Source organism: Amycolatopsis sp. cmx-11-32 (genome assembly GCF_047608695.1).
Classification (GTDB): domain Bacteria; phylum Actinomycetota; class Actinomycetes; order Mycobacteriales; family Pseudonocardiaceae; genus Amycolatopsis.
Genome location: NZ_JADNQN010000008.1, coordinates 180,105 through 193,842, shown reverse-complemented (window position 1 = coordinate 193,842; position 13,738 = coordinate 180,105). Strand labels below are relative to the sequence as shown.

General features: G+C 68.5%; 10 protein-coding genes and 1 pseudogene. 5 read left to right on the top strand and 6 right to left on the bottom strand.

The window, feature by feature from the left end:
- Nucleotides 1–66 precede the first annotated feature (66 nt).
- Both ACM6LR_RS24510 and ACM6LR_RS24505 read right to left on the bottom strand, forming a co-directional pair.
- Nucleotides 67–1,638, bottom strand: a complete 1,572-nt coding sequence (locus ACM6LR_RS24510) for an alkaline phosphatase D family protein (protein ID WP_414941145.1) — start codon at nucleotides 1,636–1,638, stop codon at nucleotides 67–69.
- A gap of 42 nt (nucleotides 1,639–1,680) precedes the next feature.
- Nucleotides 1,681–2,337 (bottom strand): hypothetical protein, encoded by a 657-nt coding sequence (locus ACM6LR_RS24505; protein WP_414941146.1) that lies wholly within the window; start codon nucleotides 2,335–2,337, stop codon nucleotides 1,681–1,683.
- Nucleotides 2,338–2,480: 143 nt separating this feature from the next.
- Here ACM6LR_RS24505 and ACM6LR_RS24500 point away from each other — a divergent pair, with 143 nt between their 5' ends.
- Nucleotides 2,481–5,417: a BTAD domain-containing putative transcriptional regulator gene (locus tag ACM6LR_RS24500; protein WP_414944572.1), complete on the top strand. Its 2,937-nt coding sequence runs from the start codon at nucleotides 2,481–2,483 to the stop codon at nucleotides 5,415–5,417.
- A gap of 123 nt (nucleotides 5,418–5,540) precedes the next feature.
- On the top strand, nucleotides 5,541–6,767 hold the full coding sequence (locus tag ACM6LR_RS24495) for a hypothetical protein (RefSeq protein ID WP_414941148.1): 1,227 nt from the start codon (nucleotides 5,541–5,543) through the stop codon (nucleotides 6,765–6,767).
- Between the two features lie 186 nt (nucleotides 6,768–6,953).
- On the opposite strand, the gene ACM6LR_RS24490 is transcribed toward ACM6LR_RS24495, so the two are convergent.
- The gene (locus ACM6LR_RS24490; RefSeq protein WP_414941149.1) at nucleotides 6,954–7,418 is read right to left on the bottom strand and encodes a DUF4396 domain-containing protein; all 465 of its coding nucleotides are present in this window, start codon (nucleotides 7,416–7,418) and stop codon (nucleotides 6,954–6,956) included.
- Between the two features lie 236 nt (nucleotides 7,419–7,654).
- Here ACM6LR_RS24490 and ACM6LR_RS24485 point away from each other — a divergent pair, with 236 nt between their 5' ends.
- Nucleotides 7,655–8,671, top strand: a complete 1,017-nt coding sequence (locus ACM6LR_RS24485; protein ID WP_414941150.1) for an autoinducer 2 ABC transporter substrate-binding protein — start codon at nucleotides 7,655–7,657, stop codon at nucleotides 8,669–8,671.
- A gap of 1 nt (nucleotide 8,672) precedes the next feature.
- On the opposite strand, the gene ACM6LR_RS24480 is transcribed toward ACM6LR_RS24485, so the two are convergent.
- Nucleotides 8,673–9,887 (bottom strand): DUF6923 family protein, encoded by a 1,215-nt coding sequence (locus tag ACM6LR_RS24480; protein WP_414944571.1) that lies wholly within the window; start codon nucleotides 9,885–9,887, stop codon nucleotides 8,673–8,675.
- 13 nt (nucleotides 9,888–9,900) lie between these two features.
- Nucleotides 9,901–10,665, bottom strand: a complete 765-nt coding sequence (locus ACM6LR_RS24475) for a hypothetical protein (protein WP_414941152.1) — start codon at nucleotides 10,663–10,665, stop codon at nucleotides 9,901–9,903.
- Nucleotides 10,666–11,258: 593 nt separating this feature from the next.
- On the opposite strand from ACM6LR_RS24475, the pseudogene ACM6LR_RS24470 reads away from it, so the two are divergent.
- Nucleotides 11,259–11,372: pseudogene (locus ACM6LR_RS24470) on the top strand (hypothetical protein); the annotation flags it as partial.
- Nucleotides 11,373–11,383: 11 nt separating this feature from the next.
- The gene (locus ACM6LR_RS24465; RefSeq protein ID WP_414941153.1) at nucleotides 11,384–12,409 is read left to right on the top strand and encodes a family 2 encapsulin nanocompartment cargo protein polyprenyl transferase; all 1,026 of its coding nucleotides are present in this window, start codon (nucleotides 11,384–11,386) and stop codon (nucleotides 12,407–12,409) included.
- Nucleotides 12,410–12,470: 61 nt separating this feature from the next.
- Here ACM6LR_RS24465 and ACM6LR_RS24460 read toward each other — a convergent pair whose 3' ends face one another.
- Nucleotides 12,471–13,589: a CapA family protein gene (locus ACM6LR_RS24460; protein ID WP_414941154.1), complete on the bottom strand. Its 1,119-nt coding sequence runs from the start codon at nucleotides 13,587–13,589 to the stop codon at nucleotides 12,471–12,473.
- Between the last annotated feature and the right edge of the window lie 149 nt (nucleotides 13,590–13,738).

The window sequence follows — 13,738 nt, the reverse complement described above, 5'->3', positions numbered from 1 at the left end:
ACCGCGTGCGACGCGGTGAAGGGAGCTTTCACCGCGTGAGATGCGGGGAAAGTCCCCTTCAGCTCCTTAAACTCTCTGCAGGCCTGGCTTTCCGGCTTCGACGACATAGCTGCGGTCCGCCGCGAGGGTCACCTTCGAGAAGTCGTACTCGGTGGTGTCCGAAACCGTCATGAAATCCGCCCGCATCTGCGCTTGCGACGCCGTCACCCGGACGTAACCGCGCTTTCCCCGGCAGTACTTGATGTGCGGGTTGTTCGAGAGCCAGGCCGACGACGGATCGGTCGCGGTGTCACTGTTGCTCGTGACCGAGGTCGTCACCAGTTCCGAACCGAACACCGGGTCGCTGTGGTTGAAGTAGTCGCGGCGCAGATCGGCCGCCCAGTGCCGGTGGACGTCGCCGGTCAGCACGATCGGGTTCGGCACCTTGCGATCCACGATGCCCTTCGCGATCCGGTCGCGGGACGCCTCGTAACCCTGCCAGGAGTCGGGGCTCTCACAGGTCGCCTTGTTGCCGTCGCCGTCACGGGTGGCGAAGAAGACCTGCTGGCCGAGGAAGTCCCACTTCGCCGGGTGCGTCTCCAGCGCCTTCAGCAGCCAAGCCTCCTGCGCCGTGCCCAGGATGCTGCGCGACGTCGCCCGCATGTCGGTGCACGCCGGGCCCGCCGCACCGGACGGGTCGGTGACCTGCGCGTTGCGGTACTGGCGGGTGTCGAGCAGATGGAACCGGGCGAGGTTGCCCCAGCCGAACTGCCGGTACAGGCGGATCGTCGCGCCGCTCGGCTTGGCGGTCGCCCGGATCGGCATGTTCTCGTAGAACGCCTGGAAGCCGGCGGTCTTGCGGTCCGCCGTCGCCGGGGCGGTGGTGCCGTTCCAGTTGTTCATCACCTCGTGGTCGTCGAAGACCACCATCCACGGCGCCATCGCGTGCGCGTTCTGCAGGTCGGCGTCGGTCTTGTGCTGGGCGTGCCGCGCGCGGTACTGCGCCAGCGTCTTCACCTCGTCGGTGAAGGCCAGTTTGCGCGGGTTGCGCTCGGCGGCCACGCGGCCGGACTTCTTCTCGTACAGGTAGTCGCCGAGGAACAGCACCAGATCCGGGTCGTCGGCGAGCATCCCCTTGTACGAGTGGTACCAGCCCTCCTCCCAGTGCTGGCAGGAGGAGAAACAGTACTTCAGCTGGTCGACGGTGGCACCGGCGGCGGGCGCGGTCCTGGTCCGGCCGACCGGGGAGATGAAGCCGCTGGTCTTGAAGCGGTAGAAGTACTCGCGTCCCGCTTCGAGCCCGGCCGGTTCGATGTGCACGCTGTGCCCGGAGGCGCGGGCCGCGGTAGCGGTGCCCTTCTGCGCGATCGAGGAGAACGCCTGGTCGTTCGCGATCTCCCAGTCCACTGTGTACGAAGCGTCCGGCATACCGCCGAAACCGTCGGGGTTCAGCGGGGCGGGAGCGAGCCGCGTCCACAGCACGACGCTGTCCGGCAGGGGGTCACCGGAGGCGACACCGAGCTGGAACGGGTCGCGGATGGCGGGCGCCGCCGCCATCGTTCTCGCGTTCGCCCACGAAGGCACCGTCGACGATAACGCCGCCGCCGAAACCGCCGCGGCCCCACCGAGGAGTACCGCCCGCCGGTTCACCTGACCCATGAGAATTCAACCTTTCGAAGTGGGGAAGAACGGGGAGGGATTTCACGCGGCGTAATCGGTGATGCCGCCACTACAGGCCTCGAGGGTCGGATTCGCGGAAGCGTCGGCGACGCAGACCTTGTAATAGACCCACGAACCCTTCGCGACCGGAACAACCTTGTCGACGTGCGTGCCGTTACCGCCGGAAGCCCAGACGTAGAACGGCCCGGCGCCACCCTTCAGCCAATAGGCGACCACGGCGGACTTGCCGTCGGCGTCCTTGTCGTAGACCAGGAAGTGAGCATCCGATGAACGGAACTGCCCTTCGCCGGCGCAGACGCCGGTGGAACACTCGGCGCTGCCGGAACCGACCCCGCAGTCGGGCGCGATCCGCTGGTCGGAGCCGGTGTAGACGTAGCCGTCCGAGATGTAGCCGCCGAGCGCGGGAACGTAGTCCCACAACGTCGTCTTGCCCAAGGGACCGGTGACCTCGGTCCCTTGCGTCTGGCAGTCGATGGTCACCGTGGCGCCGTTGGCCACGGTGCGCACCGCGCTCGAAGCGGTGCTCGGGGCGCGGCGCACGTTCAGCGGATCACCCGCCGTCTTCACGGTCCCGGTGGCCGCGGCCAGCGCGGGAGTCGCGACGGCGAGCCCGAAGGCGCCCGCCGTCGCCAGCACGAGGAAGAAACCGGCGAGTCGCCGGACACTTGAACGCTTCATCGCTTCAGCGTCAACCGGCGTCGTACACATCCCGTACAAACGCCGACCCGCTGTCTGCACATGCATGCGAATGGATCTAGCCACCATGGCGGGACGGTAATATTATCAGCGGATATGGGGCTCCTGCCGTATTGGCGGTTTAGGTGACGATTCTCGGGTTTCGCGTTCTCGGTCCGCTGGAAGTGGCGGTGGACGGACAGGTGGTGCCGCTCGGCGGCCCCAAACCGCGTCTGCTGCTCGCCGCACTGCTGCTCCAGCCCAACGTCGTCGTCTCCACCGAACTGCTGATCGAGGTCCTGTGGCCCTCGTCGGCTCCGCGTTCGGCGGCGGCGAACATCCGCACCTACGTCCATTCGCTCCGCAAACGTCTCGCCGACCGCGATCCAGGACTGGGGGAACGCATCGGCAGCCGGGCGTCCGGTTACATCCTCAAAGCCACGCCCGCGGAGATCGACCACATCAGCTTCGGCGAATTGGCCGCCCGCGCACAGGACGCGCTCGGCCACGGGGATGCCGAATCCGCGCTCGACCTGCTGGATCAAGCCGAAGCGTTGTGGCGTGGCGAAGTCCTCGAAGGGCTCCCCCACGACCACGGCTGGGGCGCGACCGTGGCCCGGCTGACGGAATTGCGGCTCGCGGTACAGGAACAGCGGCTGCGGGCGAGGATCGAACTCGGCCGTACCTCCGAAGTCGTCGCCGAACTGCGCGGCCTGGTCACCGAGCATCCGCTGCGCGAGGAACTCTGGCAGCGGCTGATCGTCGCGCTGCGGGCCGACGGCCGCACGACCGACGCGATCGAGGCCTACGAAACGGCCGAGCGGGTGCTGGCCGAGGAACTCGGCACCGAACCGGGGCCACGGCTGCGGGAACTGCGGGCTTCGCTGGTGGCCCCGGACACCGTGGCCATCGCCGTCACCCGGCCGATGGCGCCGGTCTGCCAGCTACCACTGGACCTGCCGGACTTCACCGGTCGCGAAGAGGTGGTCGGCGAACTCGTCGGTCTCCTCAACGACCGCCGTGAACAGGGAAAGCCCGCCATCGCGGTGCTTTCGGGGGCGCCGGGGGTCGGCAAGTCCTCGGTCGCGATCCGGGTGGCGCACGCGGTACGGGAAGACTTCCCCGACGGCCAGTTGCACGTCGACCTCGCCGGGACGTCGACCTCACCGCGGCCGCCGATGACCGTGCTCGCCGAGTTGCTCCGCGCGCTGGGGGTCCCGGACGCGGGTCTGCCGCGTGATCTCGCCGAACGCGCGGCGTTGCTGCGATCCCGGCTGGCGAACACCCGGATGTGCGTCGTCCTCGACGACGCGGGCAGCGCGGCGCAGGTCCGGCCGCTCCTGCCCGGCGCGGGCGCCTGCGCGGTACTGATCACCAGCCGGATGCGGATGCCGGATCTGGCCGGGGCCACCCCGGTCGACATCGACCTCCTGCCCGAGGCGGAGGCCGCCGAACTACTCAAGGGCATCGTGGGCACCGATCGGGTCGCCGCCGAGCCGGAGTGCGCGACCGCGATCCTGCGCCACTGCGGTCACCTGCCGCTGGCGATCCGGGTCGCCGGGGCGAAGCTGACCCACCGGCCGGGCTGGACGCTGCGCGTGCTGGCGGACCGGTTGCGGGACGAAAGACGAAGACTGGACGAACTGCGCGTCGGTGACCTGGCCGTCCGGGCCAGTGTCACGCTCAGCTACGATCTCCTGCCGATGTCGGCGGCGACCGCGTTCCGCGGCCTCGGCGGGCTCGGCTCGGTCCAGTTCCCCTCCTGGGTGGTCGCGGCCCTGCTCGGCCGCACCCACGCCGACGACGTCCTCGATGTGCTGGTGGACGCCCACCTGGTCGAACTCATCGGCTCGGACGGCACCGGCGAACCCCGCTATCGCCTGCACGACCTGTTGCGGTGCTACGCCGCCGAACTGCGTGCTCAGGAAGTCCCGGCGAAGGCACGCGACGCCACGAAACGGGTGCTGGAGGGATATCTCGCGCTCGCGGTCGAAGCCGCGGACCGGATGCCGATCCATTTCTTCGGGCTCTACTCCGGCGGCACGGTCGCCCAGCCCGCGCTCCCGCCGGGGACCGAGCGGCTGGTCGGGGATCCGGCCGCGTGGTTCTCCGCCGAGCGGCACACCTGCGTCGCCGCCGTCTCGCTGGCCGCCGACCTCGGTTTCGACGCGCTGGCCTGGCGCCTCGCCGCCGCACTGGCGCCGTACTTCGACCAGCGCGGGCACCAGGACGACTGGCTGCACACGCACGCCGTGGCACTCGCCGCCGCCCGCCGGTCCGGTGAGCTCCGCGGGGAGGCGATCATCCAGCGCAACCTCGGCCAGGTCCAGCTGTACCAGGACAGCTATGCCGAAGCGCTGGTCGCGTTCGAGCAGTCGCAGCTGCTGTTCGACAAGATCGGCGACGCGCGGGGGGCGGCGATCGCGCTGGCCGGGCTCGGCACCGTGCTGCGGATCAAGGGCGAAGACACCGTCGCGCTGGAGCACTGTCACGCGGCACTCGACCAGTTCTCGGCGGCCGGTGACCCGCACGGCGAGGCCGTCGCACGGATCGCGATCGGCGCGGTGTGGCTGGCTCGTCGCCGGTTCGCCGAGGCGGAACGCTGGTTCACCGAAGCGCTCGAACAGTCCGCGAACATCGGTGATCGGCATCGGGAGGCGCACGCGCTGAAGCGGCTCGCGATGCTGCGGCAGCATCAGGGCAATCTCGCCGGGGCGCGGGAGCGGGTCGACCGGGCCATCGCGATCTTCAACGAACTCGGCGACGCCCATTGCGTCGGGTACGCGAACCAGAACCTCGGCGAGCTGTATCTGCACAGCGGCGATCTGGCCCACGCGCAACTGCTGCTGGTCAATTCGCTGAGCGTGCACCGGCGCAACGGGGACCGCCGGTCCGAGGCCGAGGTGTCCCAGTTGCTCGGGCAACTGCATGAGGCGTTGAGCCAGCCCGAACGGTCACGGACGTATTCGGAACGCGCGCTGGCGTTGTGGCGGGAACTCTCCGCGCGGCCACAGGAATCCGCGCTCGCCTCGCGTCTTCAGGAATCCGCAGAAGCCTCCTACAGCGACTCCGCGAGCGCCTGACCCTCTTGGACGATCCGGCCCCTGGTAGCGATACCAGGGGCCGGATCGCGTTTGTATCAATCGTGTACAGGTCCCGGCGAAGCTCCCTTCGTAGCAACCGAGAGTGCTCGAAGGGAGACCGGAATGGTCCGGACCGTGAAGGCCCGCCGCGTGATGGCGGCCGTGCTGGCCATGGGGGCGGTCACCGCGCTGGCCGCCAGCCCCGCGAACGCGGCACCCGAAGGGAGCTGGCGCGCCGACCTGTCCATTGTGGACGGCGATGACGTCAACGTCCGCAGCGACGGTGGCGTGCTCAGCCTGGAAAACGCCGCCTGGCACAGAAAACCCGACTCGATCGGCAGCCAGGGTTACCTGCTGCCGGCCGAACAGCAGCTCGGAAAGCCGGTGAACCGCGTCATCGCCCGGGTGACCGCCGACGCGCCGAAGGGCACCGAAGTCGAGGTCGACGTCCGAGGGAAGCTCAACGCGGGCGACTGGACCGAATGGACACCCACCGAGGGTGGCGCCGCCCAGCTGTCCACTGCGGTCTCCACCGTCCAGGTCCGGATCGGACTGCGCACCCTGAACGACGGAGTGACCGCGAAGGTCAGTGACGTCACGCTCCAGGGTGAACTCGGCCCGCAGGCCAACGCGATCGGCGCGGCCGCGGCCCCGCTGACGTCCAGGGTCTTCGCCACCCGCGAAGGCCTCGTCGGCGGCACCACCGCCAACGGGCACGTGATCAAGTCCCGCGACCACTTCGTCGCCCTGCCCTCCGGCCGCGGCCTGGCGCCCAAAAACACCGGTAACTACACCGTCCGCATCTGCCGCACCGACAACAGCCGCTGCGAGTACGCACCGGTGTGGGACGTCGGCCCGTGGAACACCAAGGACGACTACTGGAACCCGTCGGCCACCCGTCAGATGTGGAAGAACCTGCCGCAGGGCAAGCCCGAAGCGCAGGCCGCGTACCAGGACGGCTACAACGGCGGCAAGGACGAGTTCGGCCGCAAGGTGGCCAACCCGGCGGGCATCGACCTCGCGGACGGCACCTTCTGGGACGGCCTGAAGATGTCGGACAACGGCTGGGTCAACGTCTCCTACCTGTGGACCGGCTCCGGCCCGACCGGCGTCGTCAGCACGGCGGGCGACCCGATGAACATCCGGGCCTCGGCGAGCACCACGGCGGCGATCAAGGGCCTCGCGGCGAACTACGCCAAGGTCACCATCGAGTGCTACGTCGAGGGCGAGACCGTCACCGGCAAGTTCGGCACCAGCAACATCTGGGACCGGATCGGCCCGGGGCACTACGTCTCCGACACCTACCTGAAGACCGGATCGGACCTGCCGGTCGCGCCCAAGTGCGCGTGACCCCCTGACCGCGAAGGCCCGGCGTACCCCATAACGCCGGGCCTTCGCTTTTCATGGGAGGCCGCTCACGGTCGCAGGCAAGCTCACGCGGTACGACACACCGCAGGACTGAGCGTCTCCAAGGTGGCATTGGGGGCAGTGCCCCTCAGCCACGTCACCTTTGCCTCATCCGCTCTGACCGTCCTTTCACGACGTCCCACCGTGTCCCGCGTGGACCTTCGCGTGTCCCAGCCCGCGCCCGATCATCCACTTGTTCACCGGCACCGTCAGCACGAACGCGACGACCAGCGAGAACGCCAGCGCGCCCCAGAACAGCAGGCTCGCGAGCCCGGCGTCCATGGCGCCCGGCACCACCACCATGATCCCGTTGTCGACGATCTCCATGACCGCGATCGACACGGTGTCGGCGGCCAGCGCCACCTTGAGCGCGGCACCGAACGCGAGACCCGACTTCAGCACGCCACGCATCGTCAGCGCGTAACCGAAGACGAAGGCCAGCGCGACGGACAGAACGATCGTCGCCGCGTTGTGCAGACCGAGCGCCGTGCCGATCACCATGCCGAGTACCTCGCCGATCGCACAGCCGGTGAGGCAGTGCAGGGTCGCCGACGCCGCCACCGACCAGCTTGCGCCATGCCGTGTCTCGTTCATACGAAGCAATATACCCCCCACCCGTATACCTGGTGCGGTGATCCGCGCCTCCCGGTCGCTGACCGTCACCCCCGTAAGCTGATTTGGTAATCGGACCAGGTCGATGAACTCACTTCCGTAACCCTTTGCGCTCATCCGGTTGACCGGGGTAACCGGAGACCCTAGTTTCGCCGGAGGTCTCCACCGCGCGCAGACCGATCGGCTGGTTCAGGTTGTTCCGTGACTATGGGGTGGAGATGCGAGGGCCGACGAAGACGCTCGTCGTTGCCGCTGTGTTCGCTTTGGGCATGGTGTTCGGGCTGACCGGCTGCGGCGGTGACGAGCCCGACGGGGTGGCGGCCAAACCGATCAGGATCGCGTTCGTGCCGAAGGTCGCGGGCATCCCGTACTTCGAGGCGATGAACACCGGCGGGATGGCCGCGGCCAAGCAACTCGGTGTCGAATGGACCTCGACCGGTCCGGCGACGGTCGACCCCGCCGCACAGATCTCGATCGTGCGCGGCCTCGTCGACCAGCGGGTGGACGTTATCGCGATCGCCCCGAACGACCCCGGCACGATGGCGCCGGCGATCACCGACGCGCGCGCCAAGGGTGTCCATGTGATCACTTCGGACACCGACGCGCCCGGTACCGATCGCGAACTCTTCGTCAACCAGGCGACGCCGGAGGGCATCGGCAAAGCACTCACCGACGCCCTGATGACGAAGATGGGCAAGGCGGGCAAGTACGCGATCGTCTCGTGCGGCGAGACCGCCGAGAACCTCAACGCGTGGATCGCCGTTCAGCGTGCGTATACCGCTACCGAGTATCCCCATGCGCAGCTCGTCGAGACGGTCTACGCCGGCGAGGACAAGGACACCGCCACCGCGATGGCCAAGGCCCTGATGACCAAGTACCCGGACCTCACCGGCCTCGTCGGCGAGTGCACGACGTCCGCGCCCGGTGTCGCCGAAGCCGTCCGTTCGCAGCAGAAGATCGGCCGCGTCTTCACCGTCGGTGTCGGCACACCGCAGGCGATCAAGCCGTACCTCTTGGACGGTTCCGCGTCGCTTTCCGTGCTGTGGAACGTCGAATCGCTCGGCTACCTCACCGCGTGGGCCGGTAAGCAGATCGCCGAAGACAAACGGCTCGGCCCGTCGAACAAGGTCAACCTCGAGCTCCCGGCGATCAAGTACGAAGAGGTCACGAAGACCGTGCTGCTGGGCGACCCGCTGCTGATCACGCGCGAGAACGTGGACCAGTTCAAGTACTGACTCACCGGGCCCGCCGGACGGCACCCGCCGCCGCAGCGCCGCCGAGGATCAGGACCAGCGCGGTCAGGCCCCACCGGCGCTTCTCCTTCATGCGGGCGTGCGGGTCGGTCTCCGCCGCCTCCTCGCGTTCCCTGGGCGGGGCCGCACGTGTCGGCTTCGGCACGGGGACGGGCGGCGGGACCACCTCGGGCGCGGGAGTGGGCGCCGGGCTCGGCGACGACGTGGGCGTCGGGCTCGGGCTCGGGGTCGGGGTCGGGCTGGAACGCGGCGACGGCACCGGGGTGGAGGTCGGGCTGGGTGTCGGAGTCGGCGTCGGAACAGGAGTGGGGGCAGGAGTCGGAGTGGGTGTCGGAGTGGGAGTGGGAGTCGGCTTGGGCGGTTCCGGGTTCGGTGGTTCGGGGGCTTCGGGCGCGGTGAGACAGCCCGCGGCGTCCGAGGCCGCCAGCGGTGCGGCCGAACGCACCACGGTCACCTGCCCGCTTCGATCCAGGCGATAAAGCACGCTTCGCCCGCCGATCCGGTTCGCCGTGGCGTACAAAGCGCCGTCGCGGGCGAGCACGACGGAACCGTAGACGTCGGCGGGCGGGAACCGGGCGTCGTCGGCTTCACGGACCTTGCCGGACGCCGGGTCGATGGTGATCACGGCGCCCTTCCCGCGCCAGGTGGTGGAAACTCCGTAGAGCAGTCCGTTGTGGTACGCGAAGTCGTTGACGTCGTGGGCGAGGGAGATCGGCCGCAGGAACACCGTCCGGATCACCCGCAGGTACCGCTTCCCCGGCGTCAAGTCCACTGTGTACAGTGTGCCGTTTCTGAGCAGGTACCAGGAATTCCCGCCGATCGCACCGGCGGTCGCCCCCGCGACAGGACTCCACACCGGCAGCCGGTTCCCGGCGCGGGTGATCGGGCCGAGATCCCGGGTGCCGCCGTCACGATCGATCGTCACCGCGTGCGCGCCCCGGCTGAGTCCTTCGGCGACACCGAAGACCAGGTCCCTGGTCGCGGAGTAACCGAGCGCGTTGAGCCGGTACCCCGGATCGGTCACTCGCGAAGTGGTCCCCGATCCGACGTCGAGCCAGCGCAGCTTCGACTTCCCGTGCGAACCCGACTCGGCCTGCACCACCAGGCAGCTCTCGGCGGCGCGCGCGGTCATCGGGGCGAGCAGCGCCGACGCGCCCACCAGCCCCGAAACGGCCACCACCGCGGCTGCCCTCGTCACCGCGTCCACGTGCTCAGGAGATCCTTGTCAGCGCGGCGGTGAACGCGTCGGGCGGGATCCGCACCCCGCCGCCGAACGGGTTTTGCAGCTGGTAGATCGCGAACAGCAGCAGCGTGACCGTGCCTGCCAGGGTGGAGACGATGACCAGATGCGCGGCCAGCCGGGTGCCGCCGAACAGGTTGGGCAGCAGTACCGAAATGAGGCTGCCGAGAATGAGCGCGAACCAGACGACACCGCCGACCTTGCCGCCCTCGACGGCGCTGAGCCGATCCTGCCTCGCCTCGTAGACCTGCCAGAGCTGGGCGGCCGCCTCGGCCTTGCGCTCCCGGACCCAGTCGTCGTCCGAGGGAGCCTTGTCCACCGCCTTCCGCAGCTGGTCGAGTTGTGTCCAGCCGGTGCCGGGAACGGTCTCCCCGCCCGCGGCCATCAACGGCCACTCCCGCCGTTCGACCGTGGAGATGTACTCCGCGCTCAGCTTCCGGACCTCGTCCTTGACCTCCGTCCCCAGTGAATCGGCGGCCCAGACGGCGGCGACCAGGCTGTCCGCCTCGTGATAGGAGCCTTCGCGCGCCGCGCTCGTGGAGTCGAAGAGGGAGATCAGGATGAACGCGACCAGGACCGCGTGCAGGCCGCCGACGATGGTGAACACCTGGCCCGCGGCGTCGTTGTTGTCCGGCCGTCCTTCGTCCCAGCCGATCTTGCGGACGAGGTAACCGACGAATCCCGCGAGGACCGCCGCGCCGGCGACCCAGGCGATGCCGGTCAGGTAAATACCCATTCGACTCCTTACCCCGTGAAGACTGTCGAAACTAGTTCACGGGCCGCCGTCCGAGAAGGGTAGTTGAATCAATTCATACTGGCGGCGGAGAAAAAAGGGGGATCGTCACCGTCTCGGCCCATTTTCCCATACCGCGAAACGATTTTCGCCACGCGCCGGGAAGACCCGTCACCACTGTGAGATCACGGCTCCACGACCGGGTGATCAACCACCACGGGACGTCACCAACCTCGCCGTATGCCGACATTCTTCAAAAACTTGCCGCCCGAACAGTCGAAGTGGGAACGTTTCAACGGGCCGACCCGGCAAACAGGTGAACGTACCCGGCTACCCGATCGTGTGTTTGTGCGGGCATTGCCGCTTGCTATGTTCATTTCGCGCCTCCCCATTCGAGTGGGTATCCGCGAACTTTGTGAGAACTGCAGTTCACCAGGGCGGGGACACCCGCCATGACGATAGGTGGATTCCTCGGTGACGATCACGGACAACCCGCAACTGAGCCTCGGCAAGACCGCCGCGCGAACACTGGCCATCACCACCAGGTCGGCCCCGCGGACGCAGGGCATCTCGTCGCGGTGGCCGCTGGGTCCGTGGTCGGTGAACAGGCGATCATCGGCTACCTGGTGAGCGCGTACTACTCGGCGGCGGTCTTGGTGCCCGACGCGCTGGGAATCCTGGAGAACGCCGAACTCGGGCGTGAAGGCTGAGAGGGAGTCCGTTGACGACCATCGACACCCGCACCGGTGCCCGACCGGCAGGCGAAGTTCTGACGTGGAGCCGGAATCTGCTCGATCCGGCGCTGCGGGAAGCGGTCGGGAAGCTGCCGGAGTCCATGCGGCTGATCGCCGGATACCACTTCGGCTGGTGGGACGAGCACGGCCGTCCGTCCACCGCGGACGGGGGCAAGGCGTTGCGGCCCGCGCTCGCCCTCCTGGCCGCGGAGGCTGTCGGCGGCGACGTCGAAGTCGCCGTCCCGGTGGGGGTCGCGGTGGAGATGGTGCACAACTTCTCGCTGCTGCACGACGACGTGATGGACTCCGACACCACCCGGCGGCACCGCCCGACGGCCTGGACCGTCTTCGGCACCGGCGCCGCCATCCTCGCCGGGGACGCACTGCTGACCCAGGCCTTCGAGGTGCTGTCCCCCTTCGGGCGAACAGCGCTGCGAGTGCTGAGCACGGCCGTGATCGACCTGCTGGAAGGGCAGAGCGCGGATCTGAAGTTCGAAGAACGCGGTGACGTCGACACCACCGAATGCGTACGGATGGCCGAGGGGAAGACCGGCGCGTTGCTCGGGGCGTCATGCACGCTCGGCGCGCTCGCCGGGGAAGGGAGGCAGGATCAGGTCGACCGGCTGACCGAGTACGGGAGGGCACTCGGGCTGGCGTTCCAGCACATCGACGATCTACTCGGGATCTGGGGTGATCCGGCGGTGACCGGGAAACCGGTGCACTCGGATCTCTCCAACCGGAAGAAGTCCCTGCCGGTGGTAGCCGCACTCCACTCCGGGACGGATGCCGGGCGAGAACTGGATGTCTTGTACCGCAAGGAAAACCTCGACGCCGCGGAATTGCCCCACGCGGCGGAGCTGGTGGAACGGGCGGGCGGCCGGACGTGGAGCCAGGAGCAGGCCGACGCACTCCTGACCGGCGCGCTGCACCATCTCGCCGTCTCGAACCCGGTGCCCCGCCCAGGAGCCGAGCTCGCGGCCCTCGCGAAACTGGTGGTGCGACGACAATATTGAAGGCGGGCGCGAAGAAGACACGGGTGGGCCGGACGAAGGGCCCAGCCCACCCGTGTTCCGCTCAACGACCGGGACGGGTCAGGCCCTGGTCACCGGCGCCACGGCTGAGGACGACCTCGTCGGTGTTTTCGAGCGCGGCCACCCCGGCGTCCCCGCTCTGCCCCGCGGTCAGGTCGAGCAACCGGATCGGCGGGCCGAGCTGGACCAGCGTCGGGACGTACTCGGCCTTGTCGACCTTCCAGCGCTCCCCGTCCCGCACGAACCGGAACCGCGCGGCCGCGCCCTGTTCGGTCGAGCCTCTGGGCTCCGAATGCCGGGCGACGCTGTTGCCGAGACCGTAGGCGACCCACTTGCCGTTGATCTGCTCGAAGGGCTGCACGACGTGCGCGTGATGGCCGATGATCAGGTCGATCGAGTCATCACCGAGCAATTTCTTCGCCAGAGAACGCTGTTCCGCGTTCGGCTCGTGCTGGTATTCGGTGCCCCAGTGCAGGCTCGCGAGGACGACCTGAGCACCGGCCTTCCGCGCGGCCTTGGCGTCGGCGATCACCTCTTCGGCGTCGATCTGGTTCACCAGCCAGGGTTTCCCGGAAGGCACCTTGATCCCGTTGAACCCGTAGGCGAAGGAGATCTGGGCGACCTTGACACCGTTGACGTCGACGATCAGCGGCTTCTTCGCTTCTTCGGCCGAGCGTGCCGAACCGGTGTGTTTGATCCCCGCCTCGTCGAGTTTGTCGAGCGTCCGCGTCGCGCCGTCCACGCCCTGGTCGATCGTGTGGTTGGACGCCGTCGAGCAGTTGTCGTACCCGGTGTCCTTGAGCGCGTCGACGATTTCGGGCGGCGCACTGAACGACGGGTACCCGCTGTACGGCCCGCCCTTCGGCGCGAGCGGGGTCTCGAGGTGGCAGATGCCGAGGTCGGCCCCGGAGATCAGCGGCTTGATCCCGGCCAGCAGCGGCCGGTAGTCGATCTCGCCGCCACCGTCTTCCTTCGCCTGGTCGGTCAGCGCGGGGTGGATCAGCACGTCGCCGGTCGCGACCACCGTGAAGGATGCGTCCGGCGTTGAAGACCGTGTGGTCGACGCGGCGGGCTGCTGCGGCTCGGGAGTGGCACTGCACGCGGCGAGCAGTGCGGCCGCACCGAGGAGAACGGTGGTCTGACGGGCGCGGGAGCTGAACATCGGTTCCCTCGATCGGGTGACATACCGCCTTCATCCTGCCCTACACCGAGCGGAGCGTGACATCGCCCGGAAAAGACACCGCCCGCGCCGCCGATCCCTCCGCGTTTCGTCCTCTGGTTGCGGTCCTTGCACGCGCAACTACCGCAACC

Coding starts and splice junctions, on each gene's coding strand:
- ACM6LR_RS24510 (WP_414941145.1), bottom strand. CDS start 1,638: ATGGGTCAGGTGAACCGGCGGGCGGTACTCCTCGGTGGGGCCGCGGCG.
- ACM6LR_RS24505 (WP_414941146.1), bottom strand. CDS start 2,337: ATGAAGCGTTCAAGTGTCCGGCGACTCGCCGGTTTCTTCCTCGTGCTG.
- ACM6LR_RS24495 (WP_414941148.1), top strand. CDS start 5,541: ATGGTCCGGACCGTGAAGGCCCGCCGCGTGATGGCGGCCGTGCTGGCC.
- ACM6LR_RS24490 (WP_414941149.1), bottom strand. CDS start 7,418: ATGAACGAGACACGGCATGGCGCAAGCTGGTCGGTGGCGGCGTCGGCG.
- ACM6LR_RS24485 (WP_414941150.1), top strand. CDS start 7,655: ATGCGAGGGCCGACGAAGACGCTCGTCGTTGCCGCTGTGTTCGCTTTG.
- ACM6LR_RS24475 (WP_414941152.1), bottom strand. CDS start 10,665: ATGGGTATTTACCTGACCGGCATCGCCTGGGTCGCCGGCGCGGCGGTC.
- ACM6LR_RS24460 (WP_414941154.1), bottom strand. CDS start 13,589: ATGTTCAGCTCCCGCGCCCGTCAGACCACCGTTCTCCTCGGTGCGGCC.